24 protein-coding genes are annotated in these 17,555 nt (G+C 28.9%); all 24 read left to right on the top strand.

The genetic code is table 11. The features are described 5' to 3' along the window. Positions 1–83 precede the first annotated feature (83 nt). The 24 genes from ABGT36_RS06985 to xseA all read left to right on the top strand — a co-directional run bounded on the left by ABGT36_RS06985 (position 84) and on the right by xseA (position 17,552). The gene (locus ABGT36_RS06985; RefSeq protein ID WP_346677380.1) at positions 84–254 is read left to right on the top strand and encodes a hypothetical protein; all 171 of its coding nucleotides are present in this window, start codon (positions 84–86) and stop codon (positions 252–254) included. Between the two features lie 321 nt (positions 255–575). Continuing rightward, positions 576–800, top strand: a complete 225-nt coding sequence (locus tag ABGT36_RS06980) for a hypothetical protein (RefSeq protein ID WP_346677378.1) — start codon at positions 576–578, stop codon at positions 798–800. A gap of 43 nt (positions 801–843) precedes the next feature. Next, complete coding sequence (locus ABGT36_RS06975) at positions 844–1,413, top strand: hypothetical protein (RefSeq protein WP_346677376.1); 570 nt, start codon at positions 844–846, stop codon at positions 1,411–1,413. A gap of 154 nt (positions 1,414–1,567) precedes the next feature. Continuing rightward, positions 1,568–2,860, top strand: a complete 1,293-nt coding sequence (secY, locus tag ABGT36_RS06970) for a preprotein translocase subunit SecY (protein ID WP_346677374.1) — start codon at positions 1,568–1,570, stop codon at positions 2,858–2,860. A 15-nt stretch (positions 2,861–2,875) separates the two neighbouring features. Beyond that, positions 2,876–3,352, top strand: a complete 477-nt coding sequence (gene secG / locus ABGT36_RS06965; RefSeq protein WP_346677372.1) for a preprotein translocase subunit SecG — start codon at positions 2,876–2,878, stop codon at positions 3,350–3,352. Between the two features lie 104 nt (positions 3,353–3,456). Then, the gene (locus ABGT36_RS06960; RefSeq protein WP_346678630.1) at positions 3,457–3,672 is read left to right on the top strand and encodes an excisionase; all 216 of its coding nucleotides are present in this window, start codon (positions 3,457–3,459) and stop codon (positions 3,670–3,672) included. A gap of 102 nt (positions 3,673–3,774) precedes the next feature. Next, the gene (locus tag ABGT36_RS06955; RefSeq protein WP_346677370.1) at positions 3,775–4,983 is read left to right on the top strand and encodes a tyrosine-type recombinase/integrase; all 1,209 of its coding nucleotides are present in this window, start codon (positions 3,775–3,777) and stop codon (positions 4,981–4,983) included. Between the two features lie 103 nt (positions 4,984–5,086). Next, on the top strand, positions 5,087–5,368 hold the full coding sequence (locus tag ABGT36_RS06950) for a single-stranded DNA-binding protein (protein WP_296884337.1): 282 nt from the start codon (positions 5,087–5,089) through the stop codon (positions 5,366–5,368). A 66-nt stretch (positions 5,369–5,434) separates the two neighbouring features. Continuing rightward, on the top strand, positions 5,435–7,243 hold the full coding sequence (lepA, locus tag ABGT36_RS06945) for a translation elongation factor 4 (protein WP_346677368.1): 1,809 nt from the start codon (positions 5,435–5,437) through the stop codon (positions 7,241–7,243). A gap of 170 nt (positions 7,244–7,413) precedes the next feature. Then, positions 7,414–9,519 carry a penicillin-binding protein 2 gene (locus ABGT36_RS06940; protein ID WP_346677367.1) on the top strand — a complete coding sequence of 702 codons (2,106 nt, stop codon included), beginning with the start codon at positions 7,414–7,416 and terminating at the stop codon, positions 9,517–9,519. 72 nt (positions 9,520–9,591) lie between these two features. Then, the gene (rpmG, locus tag ABGT36_RS06935; RefSeq protein ID WP_087298491.1) at positions 9,592–9,741 is read left to right on the top strand and encodes a 50S ribosomal protein L33; all 150 of its coding nucleotides are present in this window, start codon (positions 9,592–9,594) and stop codon (positions 9,739–9,741) included. Positions 9,742–9,777: 36 nt separating this feature from the next. After that, positions 9,778–10,395, top strand: a complete 618-nt coding sequence (locus tag ABGT36_RS06930) for an MBL fold metallo-hydrolase (protein ID WP_087298492.1) — start codon at positions 9,778–9,780, stop codon at positions 10,393–10,395. 76 nt (positions 10,396–10,471) lie between these two features. After that, positions 10,472–11,458, top strand: a complete 987-nt coding sequence (locus tag ABGT36_RS06925) for an ATPase, T2SS/T4P/T4SS family (protein WP_346677364.1) — start codon at positions 10,472–10,474, stop codon at positions 11,456–11,458. Beyond that, a complete protein-coding gene (locus tag ABGT36_RS06920; protein ID WP_087298494.1) occupies positions 11,451–12,452 on the top strand; it encodes a type II secretion system F family protein in 1,002 nt (333 codons plus the stop codon). Before ABGT36_RS06925 ends, ABGT36_RS06920 begins: the two co-directional genes overlap by 8 nt. A gap of 15 nt (positions 12,453–12,467) precedes the next feature. Next, positions 12,468–12,776 carry a competence type IV pilus major pilin ComGC gene (gene comGC / locus ABGT36_RS06915; RefSeq protein WP_087298495.1) on the top strand — a complete coding sequence of 103 codons (309 nt, stop codon included), beginning with the start codon at positions 12,468–12,470 and terminating at the stop codon, positions 12,774–12,776. Continuing rightward, positions 12,766–13,173, top strand: coding sequence for a competence type IV pilus minor pilin ComGD (gene comGD / locus ABGT36_RS06910; RefSeq protein WP_308698420.1), 408 nt, complete (start codon positions 12,766–12,768; stop codon positions 13,171–13,173). The genes comGC and comGD overlap by 11 nt, the downstream gene beginning before the upstream one ends. Then, positions 13,163–13,384, top strand: a complete 222-nt coding sequence (locus ABGT36_RS06905; RefSeq protein WP_296882471.1) for a hypothetical protein — start codon at positions 13,163–13,165, stop codon at positions 13,382–13,384. Before comGD ends, ABGT36_RS06905 begins: the two co-directional genes overlap by 11 nt. Next, positions 13,336–13,803: a prepilin-type N-terminal cleavage/methylation domain-containing protein gene (locus tag ABGT36_RS06900; RefSeq protein WP_296882473.1), complete on the top strand. Its 468-nt coding sequence runs from the start codon at positions 13,336–13,338 to the stop codon at positions 13,801–13,803. The genes ABGT36_RS06905 and ABGT36_RS06900 overlap by 49 nt, the downstream gene beginning before the upstream one ends. Further along, positions 13,772–14,155: a hypothetical protein gene (locus ABGT36_RS06895; protein WP_300078162.1), complete on the top strand. Its 384-nt coding sequence runs from the start codon at positions 13,772–13,774 to the stop codon at positions 14,153–14,155. The genes ABGT36_RS06900 and ABGT36_RS06895 overlap by 32 nt, the downstream gene beginning before the upstream one ends. A gap of 76 nt (positions 14,156–14,231) precedes the next feature. Next, positions 14,232–14,789 carry an elongation factor P gene (gene efp, locus ABGT36_RS06890; protein WP_346677359.1) on the top strand — a complete coding sequence of 186 codons (558 nt, stop codon included), beginning with the start codon at positions 14,232–14,234 and terminating at the stop codon, positions 14,787–14,789. A 78-nt stretch (positions 14,790–14,867) separates the two neighbouring features. Then, positions 14,868–15,338: a SpoIIIAH-like family protein gene (locus tag ABGT36_RS06885; RefSeq protein WP_087370456.1), complete on the top strand. Its 471-nt coding sequence runs from the start codon at positions 14,868–14,870 to the stop codon at positions 15,336–15,338. A 51-nt stretch (positions 15,339–15,389) separates the two neighbouring features. After that, positions 15,390–15,728: an Asp23/Gls24 family envelope stress response protein gene (locus tag ABGT36_RS06880; RefSeq protein ID WP_087298502.1), complete on the top strand. Its 339-nt coding sequence runs from the start codon at positions 15,390–15,392 to the stop codon at positions 15,726–15,728. Between the two features lie 100 nt (positions 15,729–15,828). Then, on the top strand, positions 15,829–16,236 hold the full coding sequence (nusB, locus tag ABGT36_RS06875; RefSeq protein WP_087298503.1) for a transcription antitermination factor NusB: 408 nt from the start codon (positions 15,829–15,831) through the stop codon (positions 16,234–16,236). Next, complete coding sequence (xseA, locus tag ABGT36_RS06870; RefSeq protein WP_087370454.1) at positions 16,236–17,552, top strand: exodeoxyribonuclease VII large subunit; 1,317 nt, start codon at positions 16,236–16,238, stop codon at positions 17,550–17,552. The genes nusB and xseA overlap by 1 nt, the downstream gene beginning before the upstream one ends. The last annotated feature ends 3 nt before the right edge of the window (positions 17,553–17,555 follow it).

Genomic DNA, 17,555 nt, shown 5'->3' with positions numbered 1-17,555 from the left:
TTTATGCTAATTATTTTATAAATAATTTTACATAAAAAACTATCTATGTCAAAAAAAAACTGAAAATTGAGGTGACGTTATCAATGAAAAGAAATTCAAAATTAATTTATAAAAAAAATAGAAGAAAACTCATTTTGAAAACAAAAAAAAAGATTGATTACAATGACCAAAATACAAATTATTGTGTCATCTGTGGTACAGAAATACCGGAAGGTAAACACATATGTTCATATTGTGCTGATAAAGTATATTAATACTTACTGATCATCTCTTATAATTTGTAAAAATAACATAATTATCACAACTAAGAATACAATTGTTCGTTAACTTTTTGCTCTTTGGTAGAATAAAAGGTGTCGAAAGGAATGTGCTCATTATTTCATTATCTGCCAAATAATGAAGTAATAAAATTGATTTAAAAAAATTAAATTTATCCAATAAACAATCGTACCAATCAAAAAAGCGACATTCCATATCGACATACTTTGATTATAAACCTAAATAGATGGGTCAATCAATGCTATCAGCAAAAATAAACGAATAATTGTAATATAAAAAGGAGATGTTTATAAATAATGTTTGTTTTTACTGATTATCCATTTACTACCATTGACCCTGAAACTAATAGGATTGTAAAACTTGAAAGAATTTATCCACGCTTTGCCAGATATGAACATCCTGAAGGATATAGTATCTGTTTCTTTCCTGAAGATCTTGGACTATCTCGTTTGCAAAACGTTGAAAAAGAAAGAGTTAAATATCTTGAACTGATAAAGAAAATCGCAGAAAAAGATCTTTAAACTATTTAATAAATAAATTTGCAAATTAAAGGAGATAAATGATATGAGCGTTAATATTAATGATAATTTTTTTTGTAATGGACAAAATAGTGGAAATGATAACACTCAAAAATTCAGATTTCATGACAACTATGAAAGAAAAAATTCAGAATATTTGCTAATTAATCGAAATGGAGATGTAGTTAAAAGAATGACCGCATATGAAATCAAAAAGGAGTATGGTATCAACAATTTAAGATTATACATTAGAACTTATGGACCAACTCCTATATTAGATGGCTTGATTCTGATTGAAGCAGATGTAACTCAAACTAATTATAAGACATTTTTTGAAACAGATAAGTATATCTATTACATCTGTACAAATGGTAAGTTCTTAAGATATACAAAAGAAAACATGGAACGTGAAATAATCGAACCTGAATATTCGGCTAAACTGGATGCATTTTTTACTGTAATCGAAGGTAGATTTTTCATCAATGCGTATGAAGTGGCAAAAGCTTTTAGACTTATCAAAGAACATCAGGATTTTAAAGATGTATGTTTCAGCTATATGGACGGTGACAAAAGTAACACTTCTCTGTCCAATCTAGTTGCAAGAAAAAAAGATTAAAATCTATTGTTGTACATAAGTTTTGAGAATATTAATACACATACTTCTTAAAATTGCTAAATGATGGCTCTTGTTTTTGGCAGGAATAACTCTTCTCTAAATAGAAGAGCTGTCATTACGATTGTTTTAAAAGAAAAAGAGGAAAAAAGGAGGTTTGAATCTGCATATATTGCAGAAAAAGAAAGTGAAAAAATTTTTTGAATTTATAAAAAAAGATACGACCAAAAAAGTGTTATATACACTAGCTATGTTGTTCATCTTTAGACTGGGCAACAATATCACGGTATCCAGTGTAGATAGTACATTTATAGAGGCTATCGGTGGATTTGAAATACTGAGTCTGCTTACAGGAGCAGACTTTACCAGCTTTTCAATTTTTGCATTGGGTCTTTCACCATTTATCACAGGTTCAATCGTTTACGAACTTCTTAGCAATGATGTAATACCTGTATTTTCAAGGTGGAAGAAAGAAAATGATACAAATAAAAAAGTTATTGCCTCAAATTCAATTGGTCTAGCAATAGGTATCATTCAGGCTCTTAGTATTACAGCCATGTTTGATAACCAACACGGAATCTTAAGAGCTGGTAACATTTACAGTTATATCTATACAACTGGTGTGCTCGTTGCAGGTAGCTGCTTCCTTTTATGGATAACTAAAATGATTGACATCAAGGGTATAGGTAATGGTTCCTCTCTGATTATCGCTGCCGGTATCTTATACAACTTGCCTGGTATCATTCTTGATGCATTTGATGTTACAGTAACTTACAATAATTGGACAACATTTATCATGTTCGGTTTATTGATGTTACTATACCTGGCTATCATTGGATATGTAGTGTTTATAGAAAAAAGTGAGAGACATATTCCTATTGTATTCTCTAATTACAGTACCTATGTTTCAGGTAAAAAGAAAGACTATCTACCTATGAAAGTAAATGTTTCAGGTGTTATTCCTGTTATCTTTGCTAGTTCGGTGCTTTCAGTCCCTTCAATTATCTGTAATATCGGTGGTTGGAATCCCGAATGGATTAACCGGTTTTCGCTAAACAATATCTTTGGAATTACTATATATGGTTTACTGATAATATTTTTTACATTCTATTATTCACATACGCTCATAGTTCCAAAGGATATAAACAGGAACTTTCAGAAAAGTGGTTGCAGTATTGTATCTGTGAGACTGGGTAAAGATACTATCAGTTATCTTAACAGGATTCTTAATAGAATATGTGTTTTTGGTTCGGTTTCACTGCTGATCATAGCACTCGTACCTGTTGTTACACCTCTAGTTTGGGATGTTGCAGCACAAACTAATCTTACTATCGGTGGTACTTCACTGATCATCGTCAGCAGTACTATGATCACTATCTATCAGAAATTAAAAAGTGAAAGCACAAGAGCCAAATATGTTAAACAGACTTCAATCTGGAAAGATCGTTAATCAGGAGGGATAGTTTTGAGAAAAGACAAGAAAAAGAATAAAAGAAAGCTGTTAAGTAAATGTTTCAGCTCAATCAAGATTATTATCGATGAATTCAGACTTATCAAATGGTGTAGACCTAAAAACTGGTTAAAAAGTTTTTTGACCGTTATATTATTAGGCTCACTGATTGCTATTATATTATATTTGTTCGATATTGGACTGGAATTGGTATTATCGATTATTTTGTCTTATTCGCTTTCTTTGAGCGGAGTATTAAGAACCGTAATGCAGATAATAGTATTTATATTATGTATAGCTTTGATTATACTGTGTTTTCTGCAATCAAATAAGGGAGACAGTGTATTAAATGCTTTCACAGCTAAGAATAGTCCATTATTTGAGTCGGGTTCAGTTAAAGAATATGGAGCCGATAAACTGATTACTAAAATCATTTCAGTATTGTTTATGGTGGTTGTTGTACTTACCATAATAGAAGGTTATCTTGGTTAATTTCAGAAGAAGGAGTGTGCAGAAATCAGCCTAATATTTGGTTTCTGCACTAATTTTTTAATATGAACGAAAATATCAATGATGAAAGAATCATAAATCAGACAATGGTTTTTGAAAAGACAGATAAGCTAAATGTTCCATTATGGCATAAACCACTTCTTACAATTGAAGAAGCCTCAAAGTATTTTGGTATTGGTAAAAATAAGTTATATGAGATAACTGATCGGAATGATTGTGATTTTGTGGTTTTCAATAATAGCAAGAGACTAATAAAAAGAGAAAAAATGGAACAGTGGCTGAATGAACAAATTTATATTTAAAAATGAAATTAATCTGTCTGATATTTGCCAATATGATATAATACTGGTGGATATCAGCTGATTAATTTCTTTTTCGTAAAAAAAGGAAAGGGGATTAAAACCGTGGGAAAAAATTTACAAGGTAAAGAACTTGGAAAAGGAATAAATCAGATGAAGGACGGCAGATATAGAGGACGTTATACGGATGAGCACGGTAAAAGAATTGCTCTATATGATAAAAATTTACAAAAACTGAAAAGAGAATTAAAACTGAAGCAAAAGAAAGCTTTTATAAAAAAGGAAACAGGAGATTTTGATAATCCAATAAAATCCAATCTGACATTAAACGAAATTTACGAGATGTGGAGAGATAACGAACTGATCCCAAGCAATCGAAAAGAAAGTACAAAAAATTCATATATATCTGTTTATTCAAAACATGTTTATAAGACTTTTGGTAAAATTAAAATAACTGAATTTGATTATGATTTATTATTAAGATATCTTAATAAAGTCGAACAAAAAGACAAAATCACTATAGTATTAAAACAGATTTTTGAATATGCTGTCAAAAGTAAAATTATAACAGATAATTGTGCAAAGCAAATAAGTACAAAAAATAACACTAAATCAAAAATTATATATTTGACTGATGATGAACAGAAAACACTTATTAAGTATAGTAGAAAGAAAAATGAATACTTTAGTAAGATAATAATAATTGCGCTTAATACTGGTATGAGAATAGGAGAAATATCAGGTTTATCATTAGATGAATTAGACTTTGATAATAATCTAATTTATATAAAACATCAGGTTATAAAATATTATTATAATCATGAATATAATATGGATAAAGTTATTATGATTTATAAAAAAACAGTTTTCAATTTAGATACGCCTAAATCAAAGTCATCAATGAGAATTGTTCCAATGAATAAAGATTGTAAAGAAGCACTTATGTGGCTACTTGATCATAAAAATTATGTAACCAGAGAAGGGTACATAAAACATAGAAAAGTAATATATCAAAATGATGAACTAATGAAAAAACTAATTATGACCTATAACGGAATTCCAATCACAACTGATAGTTTGAATGCACATCTTAATTTTGTAATAGATGCTATTTTAAAAGACAATCCTGATTTTAGAATAAAACATATAAGTATGCACGGTCTAAGACACAGTTTTGCAACCAGGTGTCTTGATAAAAATATTAATACTCGAGTCATCCAAAAATTACTAGGACATAATACTGACCGGATAACTGAATTATATGCGCATGTTACAGATACAAAAATTATTGAAGATTTTAAAAAATATTTTTAAACAAAAAAAGAAATGGGTTAAAAAAGGGTTAAAAAAATAAAAAAATCTTTTAAAACCATTGATATAGCAGGAAATTTTAAATAATTTAATATAAATTCCAGTAATGCAGACGACTTTAGGAGGTGTAAAAGTTGCTAATGCGACAATCCAAATTGAAAAGGGATATAAAAATGGATTAGGTATCTTTGAAAGTGACTATATCGTTGTTTCTTTATGGCGTGGTATTGCAGAAATGATTATTGATTGTGCTAAACCAGGTAGTATGATAGCTATTAAAGGACGACTTCACTCTCGAAATTTGGAATGTGGTGATTCAAAGCAAATTACAACGATTGAAGTAGTGGCTGAAAGAGTTTCTTTACTTGATAAATATTTTAAATACTAGTAAGAAATACTGATTGTCTTTGGTATATATTTTTGCTATAATTACTAAACGAAAGTGGGTGATTAAATGGCTATTGACCAAAGTAAAATTAGAAATTTCTCAATCATTGCCCATATTGATCATGGTAAGAGTACTTTAGCTGATCGAATTTTACAAATCACAGGTGCTGTGGCTGATCGTGAAATGAAAGCACAATTACTTGATAGTATGGATTTAGAACGTGAAAGAGGAATTACAATTAAGTTAAATGCAGTACAGTTAAATTATACTGCAAAAGACGGCCAAACATATTTGTTACATTTGATCGACACTCCCGGTCACGTAGATTTTACTTATGAGGTATCAAGATCGCTTGCTGCCTGTGAAGGTGCTGTTTTAGTTGTCGATGCTGTTCAAGGTGTTGAAGCGCAGACATTGGCAAATGTTTATTTGGCTTTAGATAGTAATCTGGAAATTTTACCAGTAATAAATAAAATTGATTTACCTAGTGCAAATCCTGAACGGGCAATAAAAGAAATTGAGGATGTTATCGGTTTACCAGCTGATCATGCTCCTTTGATTTCTGCTAAAAGTGGTTTGAATGTTGAAGAAGTTTTAGAAAAAATCGTTCATGAGTTCCCGGCTCCAGGAGGTAGTATCGATAATCCAACACAAGCTTTAATTTTTGATTCTTATTATGATAGTTATCGCGGAGTAATTGTTTTTGTAAGAATTAAAGAAGGAAAAATAAAAATAGGTGATACGGTTAGATTCATGGCTACTGGTGCTACTTATGAAGTAACAGAATTAGGGGTACGGACACCTCGTGAAGTTAAAAAAGATGAATTGGTTACTGGTGAAGTAGGCTGGTTTGCTGCATCGATTAAGTCAATTCAGGATATTCATGTAGGTGATACAGTAACTACTTTAGAAAATGAATCATTTACCCAATTACCTGGTTATCGTCAATTAAACCCAATGGTTTATTGTGGATTATATCCAATTGATAATGCGAAGTATAAAGATTTAAGAGAAGCTTTAGAAAAGATGAAATTAAGTGATTCATCATTAATGTTTGAACCAGAAACATCACAAGCGTTAGGTTTTGGTTTTAGATGCGGTTTTTTAGGATTATTACATATGGATGTTATTCAAGAAAGATTAGAACGTGAGTTTAATCTTGATTTAATAGCAACTGCTCCTTCAGTAATTTATCATTGTTATTTAACAGATAAAACTGAGGTTATCGTTGATAATCCAGCAAAAATGCCAGAACCACAAGTAATAGATCATATTGAAGAGCCATATGTAAAAGCTTCGATTATGACACCTAATGAGTTTGTTGGAGCAATTATGGAGTTATGCCAGGCTAAACGTGGGGAATATCAAAATATTGAATATATTGATGATACTCGACAAAATATTATTTATGAAATTCCTTTATCAGAAATCGTTTATGATTTTTTTGATAAATTAAAATCTAGCACTAAAGGTTATGCTTCTTTAGATTATGAAATAATCGGTTATCGTACAAGTAAGCTTCAAAAAATGGATATTTTATTAAATGGTGAAGTTGTCGATGCTCTTTCAACTATTGTTCATAAAGATTTTGCTTATAGTAGAGGAAAAATAATTTGTGAAAAATTAAAAGAATTGATTCCACGCCAGATGTTTGAAGTTCCTGTTCAAGCAGCTTTACAAGGGAAAATCATTGCTCGAACAACAATAAAGGCGATGCGTAAAAATGTTTTAGCAAAATGTTATGGTGGCGATGTTTCACGAAAGAAAAAATTATTAGAAAAACAAAAAGAAGGTAAAAAACGAATGAAAGCAGTTGGTTCAGTAGAAATACCACAAGAAGCTTTTATGGCGATTCTTTCTGTTGATGATGAATAAAAATAAATATTAAAATTTTAAAATATTAACCGTATGAAAAAATTCGTACGGTTTTATTATATAATTATAAACAATTATGGGTGGATTCTAAATTTTATGGTAATTATCGGTTTTAATTTACTTAATATCTAAATTAGTCTATAATAAGTTCGTAATATGGAGGTATCTAGATGAGATTAAATTTTAAAAAGAAAATACCTAAAGTACGTTTTTATGGCGCTTTGGAACAAGAGCGTGATCAAAAAAATAAACAAGATAATATCGTAAGTCGTCGTTTGATAGGATTACTTTGTGTAGTGCTTGCATTTACATCTATCATGGCTTTTCGATTAGGATATATCCAATTTGTTCAAGCAGATGAATTAGAAGTCAAATTAGAACAATATGGAACAACTACTTATTCTACTGATGCTCCTCGTGGTGAAATTGTTGATCGAAATTACACTAAATTAGTAGATAATGTCAATGTAATAAGTGCTACATATTATGCACCTAAAAAAATATCTGATGATGTTTTAAAAGAGTCAGCAAATTTTTTGGCTAAAACTATTAATTTAGATGTTAATAATACTGATATAATTAGTGAACGTGCAAAAAAAGATTATTTTATTATGTTTCATGAAGATGTGGCAGATTCATTAATAACTGATGAAGAAAGAAAACAGGCTCAAGGTCAAGATAACTCTAGTAAAGTAATCTATAATTTACAGATTGAACGAATTACACCAGAGTTAATTAATCAATATATGGATGCAAATGATATTAAATATGCTCATTTTTATTATCTAATGAATAACTGTACTAGTGGTTCTACAGTTTTAGCTGAAGGATTAACAGATGAAGAAGCTAGTATAATTGGTGAAAATTCAGGAATTTTGCCGGGTATTACAATTACTACTGACTGGTCAAGACAAAAATTATATGGCTCTTCATTTTCTCAAGTTTTAGGAAGTGTAACAACTAAAAAACAAGGGTTACCAGCTGAGCTAAGAAATGAACTATTAGCACTTGGATATCAAAATGATGCTCGTGTTGGTGTTTCTGGATTAGAACAACAATATGAAGATATTTTAAGAGGTAATGATAGTAGTTATACTTTAGATTATGATAGTGACGGTAATCCCGTTATTACTAACGTTACTTCTGGAACGGCAGGAGCTAATATTCGTCTTTCAATCGATTGGGAATTGCAACAATTTGCTGATCAGGTAATTGAAAATGAATTAAAGGCTTGTAATGCCAATAATAAACATTTTAATAAGATGTTTTTAACACTAATGGATCCTCAAACTGGTGAAATTATTGTTATGTCTGGTAAAACTATAAATAAAGAAACCGGTGAAGTATCAGACTACGCCGCTGGAAATTATTTAGATGCCAATTTGATAGGATCTACTATCAAGGGCGGTTCTTTATATGTTGGTTTTAAAAATAATTTAATTACTCCAAATACGTATTTTATGGATGAACCGATTAAGATAAAAAATACTGCAGAAAAAAAATCATGGAAATCATTTGGAAATATTAATGAAGTTGATGCAATTGCTTATTCATCAAACGTTTACATGTTTAGAATTGCTATGTTATTAGGTGGTGCTGAATATATTTACGATGGACCATTAAAAATTAATCAAGAAGCCTTTGATACGTTACGTCGTGATTTAGGTGAATTAGGTTTAGGGGTAAAAACAGGTCTTGATGTTCCTAATGAAGCTCTTGGATACCGCGGTCATAATCGTGCTAGTGGTCTATTATTAGATGCGATGATTGGTCAATATGATGCTTATACTAATATCCAATTGGCACAATATGCTTGTACTTTAGCTAATGGTGGTAAACGTGTACAACCAAAATTATTTTTAGATTCTTATACTACTGATGATGAAGGTAATGTTGAAACCAATTATTCATCTGATACTACTGTTTTAGATGATGTGAGCAATCAAGCTACAGCATTTAGTCGAATTAAAGAAGGAATGCGTGCTTGTGTAACTCGTGATCAAGGAACATGTCATTCTTATTGGAGTACAAAATCATATATAACTTGGGCTAAAACTGGTACAGCTGAAATATATGATTACCCGGATACTGAAAACGATTATCCAAACCACTTACAAATTGGTTATATTGCAGCTAATGAATCATCAGAACCAGTATTAGTTTTTGCTTGCTTAGCATTTCGTCAAACTTATGCTTCAAATGGTGGAAGTAGCTCGGCACCACTAGTTTCAAGCCAGGTTGTTGATAAATATGTAGAAAAGTATGGCGTAAATTAAAAAAAGTGCTAGTAATTATTAAAAGACTATGATATTATATATGTCGAAAGTTTACTGATGGAGGTGTAAATAATGAGAGAAAATATTATTTATAGATGTACTGAATGTGGTGAAGAAAACTATATTAATACAAAAAATAAACGTAATCATCCAGAAAGAATGGAAATCAACAAATATTGTCCTAGATGTAACAAAAAAACTGTTCATAAGGAAAAGAAATAAGCCCTTGGGCTTTTTTTCTTTATTGGAGCATTAATTATGAAAATAAAAACTTTTGTTTTAGGAGTTATGCAAACTAACTGTTATATTGTTAGCAATGATGAAAATCACTGTATGATAATTGATCCGGGAGCACAAGGAAAAAAAGTAGCTAAATATTTAGAAGAAAATGAATTGGTTTTAGATGCTATTTTATTAACTCATGGGCATTTTGATCATATTGGCGCTGTGGATTATTTGTATGATAAATATCATTGTCCAATTTATATTCATCATGAAGATATTGAAATGCTTACAAATTCGCGTCTAAATTTATCGTATTTAGAAAAACCATTTAGTTTAAGCGCTCCAGTGACTCCAGCTAGTGAGCATATGGAAATTTCCGGTTTTAAAATTTGCTGGTTTCATTTGCCAGGACATTGTCCCGGCGCTTCAATGATTTATCTTGAAGATGAAAATGTTATTTTTTCAGGAGATGTTTTATTCAATGGTTCTATTGGCCGATTTGATTTTCCAAATTCATCTAAATATGATACATTAACTTCAATTGAAAAAATTAAAACATTTAATTTTGATGCAACTTTATATCCAGGACATGGACCTAGTTCCACTTTAAAAAGTGAATTATTATCTAATCCATATTTACAAAAATCGTAATTTTTACGATTTTTTTTATTTTAAGCAAGTAATTTTATAGTTTGGGGTGTAAATGATAAGTAGGAGGTAGAATTTTATGGATGAACTTTTTGAAAAAATTCTAAATCGAGCAATAGAAAGCAAAACAACTGATATCCACTTTTTAAATAAAAATCGATGTACAATTTCTTTTCGACAGCAAGGAGATTTGATTTTGCATGATCAAATTGAAACTAAAATCGGAGCTAAATTATTTAACTATATTCGATTTAAATCGAATATTGACATGAATTATCGTTTACGCCCACAAACAGGTCATTTAAATTATACGTATGAAAATAAAGTCTATTATTTAAGAATTTCTAGTTTACCAGGCAAAGATTTAGATAGTATCGTAATTAGAATTTTAAACAATCATAAAATATTATCGATTGAAGAATTAACTATATTTAATGATGTTATAGAGTTTCTAAAATCAATTACTTTGCAAAATACTGGTTTATTTATTGTAAGTGGGGCAACAGGTTCTGGTAAGTCAACTACACTGTATGCATTGTTAGATACTATTAATCAATATCGACGCAAGAATATAGTTACACTAGAAGATCCTATTGAAATAAAGAAAGACTATTGTTTGCAATTACAAATAAATGAAAAATTGGGAATTACTTATCAAAACTCTTTAAAACAGATTTTAAGACATGATCCCGATATAATTATGATAGGTGAAATTCGTGATGAACAAACGGCTAAATTGGCAATTACGTGTGCATTGACTGGCCATTTAGTTTTAACTACACTTCATTCAAGTGATTGTTTAATGGCAATTAGAAGATTATTGAATTTAGGAGTTTTAAAAATAGATATTGAAGATGTTTTGATTGGTGTTTTGTCACAAAAAATGCTTTATCATAAATATAGTCATAAGCCATTAATTTTACCTGAGTTTATTGATCGTAAAAACGTTTTAAATTATTTAAATAATCAGGATTTTAAATATCATACTTTCAGTGAAAATGTAAAATATTTATTAGAGAAGGATTTGGTTGATTATCGCCAAGTAGCCAGTATCGGATATGAATGATGATTATCGATTATTAGAAAATATAGCGATATTTTTAAATCAGGGTTATTTAATTGAAGATATTTTACAATTATGTCAGGCAGTCTCTAAAAATCCAAATATTAACTCAATAAAAAAGGCTTTAAATGAGGGATATAGTTTAGATGAAGCGATTATCCAAAGCAATTTTAATCATTTATTTATAGAATTTTTTAAGTTCTTTCGTTTAGATAATAATATTTCTAAAGCAATATTACAAAGTTTAAAAATATGGAAGAAAATGAGTGAAACAAAAACAAAACTAAAAAAACAATTAACATATCCATGTATTTTGATTATTTTTTTAGTTGCATTTTCAATTTTTATCGTCTATGGATTATTACCATCGGTTAGTCAGCTCTTTCTTGAATTTGATATCACACCTGGTTTTTTTACAAATCTTATTTTTACCTTATTTAAAATAATTCCCATTTTAATTATTTTTGCAATTTTAATACTTATTATAGCTTCATCAATAACGATATATGCTATTAAAAAACAGTATTATCAATTATTGGATTTTTTAGTTCAACACGTGTTCATAACTAAAGCAACTATCCAAAAGTATTATTCATTAAAATTTGCCCTTTATTACAATGAACTTTTGGAAATTGGTTATGATTCAACTGATATTATTGTTATGCTTTATCAAAAGATAGATGATAGTGATATTAAAATGTTAATCTATGAAATTTATTTAAAAATTTTAGAAGGTGAAGATCTCGAAAAGATAATTAGTGAATTTATCTATTTTGAACCATTATTAGTTACATGTTTTAAGTTATTGTATCACGATAATCGAAAACAAAAATCAATGAGCAATTATTTGACTTTATCACTTGATAATTTAAATCATCATATTAGTAAAATTATTAAAATTGCAGTTGTTTTTGTGTATTGTTTTACTGCGGTATTTGTAATAATGGTTTATGTTTCCATTATTATTCCAATGATGAATGTAGTAAATAATTTATAAAGGGAGCGATGGAAAATGAAAAAGATGCAAAAAGGTTTTACTTTGATTGAATTGATTTTTTGTATTTCAATTATTTTAGTAATTTTGTTATTGGTTATTCCTAATGTAACTAGTAAAAATCGAGTTGTTAAAGAAAAAAGTTGTGACGCTCAAATCGAAGTGGTTAATTCACAGATAATATTGTATGAGATCGAGCATGGCAGATTACCAACTAGTATTTCTGATTTAACATCAGGTGATCATCCTTACTTAACTCAAAAACAGGCTACTTGTCCTAGTGGTTTATCAATTTATATCAGTGATGGTCAAGCATATGCTAGGTAAAAAAGGATTTACCATGGTTGAGATGTTATTTGTATTAAGTATTATGATTGTCTTAAGTGTCTTTACTTTACATTTTAGTATCTCTAATCGTCCTAAAATTGCAATAGAACAGCAATGTAGTCAGATTATATCTTTATTAGAGGAAGCAAAAACGTTAGCTTTAACTAGTCACGATCAAGTAGATATCAATATTTCATCAAATCAGATATCGTATAGTCAAGGTAACAAAAGTCGTACACTGTTATTAAATTTTTCTTATTACTTTAAATATTACTATGATTTTCATTTTAATAAAAATGGCAATATTAGTTCAGGCGGTCGGATCGAACTAGGCAATACAAATGAAATTAAAACAATTATTTTAAATGTTGGTAGTGGGGCTTTTTATGTTCGTTAAAAAAGGAACTACTTTAGTTGAAACTTTACTTGCGTTTAATATTTTTGTAAGCTGTGTTGTAATTATTTTAAGCTGTTACAATTTGGCTTTAAATCATTATCAAGATAATCAACAAGAATATAAGCAATATATAGAACAGCAAAAAATCAAGGAAAGACAGTTATGGAGTGGCAACGATTTGTACACAATGATAAACGAGGTTTTACCTTAATAGAGGTATTGTTTTCATTATCGATATGCTTGTTGATTATTTTAAATACAGTACCAATTTTAAAAGTTATTACAGTTAAAGATAACCTTGAAATTACTACAAGCAGCTTTTCACTAGGTGCCAATCAAATTAGTAAAATTTTATTTACTGCTAAAGATATTCAAGTATCTGATAGCTTAATCTATACTAATGAAGATGATGAGCAGTTTACAATATCGCTTGATAATGGTCGGGTTGTAAAAGAACCAGGATTTGATATTTTGATTCATAATGTAGATGAGTTATCTTTTTATCAAAATGATAGAAATATTTATATGGAATTAAATCGTGATGATAATAATTATACTTATTTGATTGCCTGTGATTATCAAATAAGCGAGGAAGAAAATGAAACTAGTGCTGAAATCGAAGAAAACTAAGGGAACTATTTTACAAATTGTTTTAATTATCTTTATGGTCATTGTTTTAAATATTACAACATTTTTTTCTAATGTAATAGAAAATAGTCGAGGTATATCAAGAATAAAAGCAATTGATGAAAATCGTCTGATTGAATTGGCAATAATAACTTACTATAAAGAAACGATAGCTAATAGTATTTTATTTAGCGATGAAATTAGTGTTGGTGATTATCAGATTAATTATACTGTTGATGATATGGGGAGTTATTATTATATTGTAACAAAAGTAATTCGAGATAGCGATGAATATGGTTTTGAAATAGAAATTGATTTAGAAAAACTGATTCTAATTTCTTTTGAGTATCAATAATTAGTAAAAATACTTCACTTGAGATAATATTTTTGATATACTTACAAAGTAATTTACATATAAGGAGAATTTTAAAATGATAAGTGTTGGAGATTTAAGACCAGGAGTTACATTTGAATATGATGGAAATTTATTCGTAGTATTAGATTATTCTCATAATAAAACTGCTCGTGCAGCTGCAAATATTAGAATTAAAATGAAAAATTTACGTAGTGGTGCAACTACTGAAATTACTTTTGGTGGAAATGACAAAGTAAAAAAAGCTCATGTTGATAAAAGCAAAATGCAATATTTGTATAATTCTGGAGAAGCTTTAGTATTCATGGATAATGAAACATATGAACAAATTGAAATTCCTGCAGACAATTTAAAATGGGAAATCAATTTCTTAAAAGAAAGTGATGAAGTTGAAGTAACTAGTTACGAAGGTGAAGTTTTAGGAGTTGCTTTACCAATTAACGTACCATTTAAAGTTATTGAAACTGAACCTGCTGTAAGAGGTGATACTGCAACTGGAGCAACAAAAAACGCAGTTATTGAAACTGGTTTCCAAATTAAAGTACCTTTATTTATTTCAGAAGGTGAAGTTGTAATTGTAAATACTGTTGATGGAAAATATCAAGGTAGAGCTTAACACTAGTTTAAAAACTAGTGTTTTTTCATATTTTTTTCTTTTATGCATATAATAAAATAGTGATAAAGGAGAAATAATATGAATAGACAAGCTATTACATTTTTGACATTATTTAGTCTGATTTTAGTACTTTCAATTTATTATGTTCTTCTACCTCCAGAAACAGAAACTAATGAAGTAGCAGTAAATAGTGGTGAATTATCGCAAATTGAAATTTTACAAGAAGAACTTGATCAAAAGCGAGCTGATTTGATTAGTGAAAATAATGCAATCATTGCTTCAAGCGAAAGTAGCAGTGATGAAATTGCAAGTGCTCTAGCATCTATTAGTGAAGCTAAGGAAACAGCAGCTTTAGAAAAAGAAATTACTAAAATAATTAATGATGCTGGTTTTAAAAGTGCTTTTGTAGAAGTAGAAAATAAAACAATTAAAGTTGTTGTTGATAAAAAAGAAGCCAATAGCAGTGATGCCAATAGTATTATTAAAACAATAATGGAAAAAACTAACAATGAATATCAAGTAGAAGTCAAGTTTATTAGTGACACTTGAATTTTGTCTTGATTTTATATACAATTATAGTATATAAAAGGAGTAATTGATATGAATCAAGAATACTATTCAGTAAAAAATGAATCAAATTTAGGAAAATTGAATATCGGATTAAATGTTTTTCAAACTATTGTTGAAAAAGCAGTAGATTCTATCGAAGGTATTCAATTTGAAGGAAATATGATTCCTATTCCTGGAAATGGACCAGTTAATGTAACAATCAATAAAAATAATCATGTTTCAATTACTGTTGCTATATTGGTAAATTATGGTTTAAATGTTACTACATTAACAACAACTCTACAAAACAAAATTGCTCAAAGTTGTTTTGAAATGACAGGAATTAAAAATGTTAAAATTAACATTGATGTTAAAGGAATTAATTTCTAAAGATTATCGATTTGATAATCTTTTTATTTGCTGTAAATTCGTTTATTTTAAATGCCAAATATGTTAAAATCATGATAGATATTTTGGAAGGACGGTTTTAATGAGAAAATATAGAAAAAGATTAATACGTGAAAAAGCTGTGATTGCAACTTATCAAAAGTTGTTAGTTGATACAAGTGAAGAAGAAATTAAAGAATATTTAAATAGTGATAAAGAATTATGTGCTGATCGTAGCGATTATGATTATTGTTTATTAATGATCACTAGTATTGTAAATAAAATTGGCAAGTATCAAGATGAAGTTGCTAAACATTTAAAGAAAAACTGGTCAGTGGATCGCTTGTCAAAAATAGAATTAGCAATATTAATTGTAGCTTGTTATGAGTTATTAGAAACTGATCAAAGTCGTGAAATAATTATCAATGAAGCAGTAGAATTATCAAAGAAATATTGTGATAATGATTCATATAAATTTATTAATGGATTATTAAATAAAGTCGTGAAATAGTGGAAAGAAAATATTTAACGGTTACTGCTTTAAATCGCTATTTAAAAGCAAAAATTGATGCTGATAGTCAATTACAAAAAATTTACATAATGGGTGAGATTTCCAATTTTAAGCATCATAGTTCTGGACATTTGTACTTTACTTTAAAAGATGAAAACTCTCGAGTTAATGCTGTTATGTTTTCTTCAAAGGCTCGAAAATTGCCATTTGAGCCTGCTAACGGTATGAAAGTATTTATTCAAGCAAGTGTTTCAATTTATGATGTTGCCGGAACATATCAGCTTTATGTAGATAAAATGGAACAAGATGGACTAGGAAATCTTTTTTTACGATATGAACAATTAAAAAAACAACTAGCTGGGGAAGGATTATTTTCACCTGAAAATAAAAAACAGATTCCTAAGTTCCCTAGTAGAATTGCTGTATTATCAGGTTATCCAAGTGCAGCGTTGGCTGATGTTGTTAGGACGATCAAGTTAAGATTTCCTGTTGTTAGAATTGTAGCTTTTCCAATACCCGTACAAGGAAAAGATGCATATATAAAAATTTGTCGAATGTTAAAGTATGTCGATAGTTTAAATTTTAATACGATTATTATTGCCCGAGGTGGCGGTTCGTTAGAAGAACTTTGGAATTTTAATGAAGAATTGTTAGCTCGAGCTATTTTTGAATGTAAAACTCCTATTATTAGTGGAGTGGGTCATGAAGTTGATTTTACTATTTGTGATTTTGTTGCTGATTATCGTGCAGCTACACCTACTGCAGCTGCAATTAAAGCAACTCCGGATTTAATGGAATTGAAGCAAAATGTGGCAAACGTTGAGTATACTTTAAGTACATTAATGAAACAAAAAATCAATATATATAAAGAAAATTTTAATCGTTTAAGTTCGTTTTACTTGTTTAAAAATCCAAATAAATTGTATGAGGATAAAAAAGCTAAAGTTGATTATCTATACGATAAACTTTGTTACGCTTTTAATGATAATTTGAATAGTCAAAAAAATAAGACTACTAATTTGATTCAGGTTTTTAATCATCAAACTAACCTTTTTTTGACAAATCAAAAAAATCAATTAAAAGTTATTGATCATACTATGAATATGGAAATAAAGCGAAAATTGCAAATCAATCAAGAAAAATATCGGTTTTTAATTTCAAAACTAAATACTTTATCACCATTAAAAACATTAGAAAGAGGATATGCTATTGTTTTGAAAAATGAACAAGTTGTTGCTTCAAGTAATTCTTTAAGCAGTGGTGATGAAATTGAAATTAAAATGAAAGATGGTTCGAAAAAAGCAGTTATAAAATAGGAG

The organism is Erysipelatoclostridium sp. An173 (genome assembly GCF_963931465.1).
Lineage (GTDB): Bacteria > Bacillota_I > Bacilli_A > Erysipelotrichales > Coprobacillaceae > Thomasclavelia > Thomasclavelia merdavium.
The sequence above is the reverse complement of the archived record's forward strand: the minus strand, read 5'-3'. Positions and strand labels throughout refer to the sequence as shown.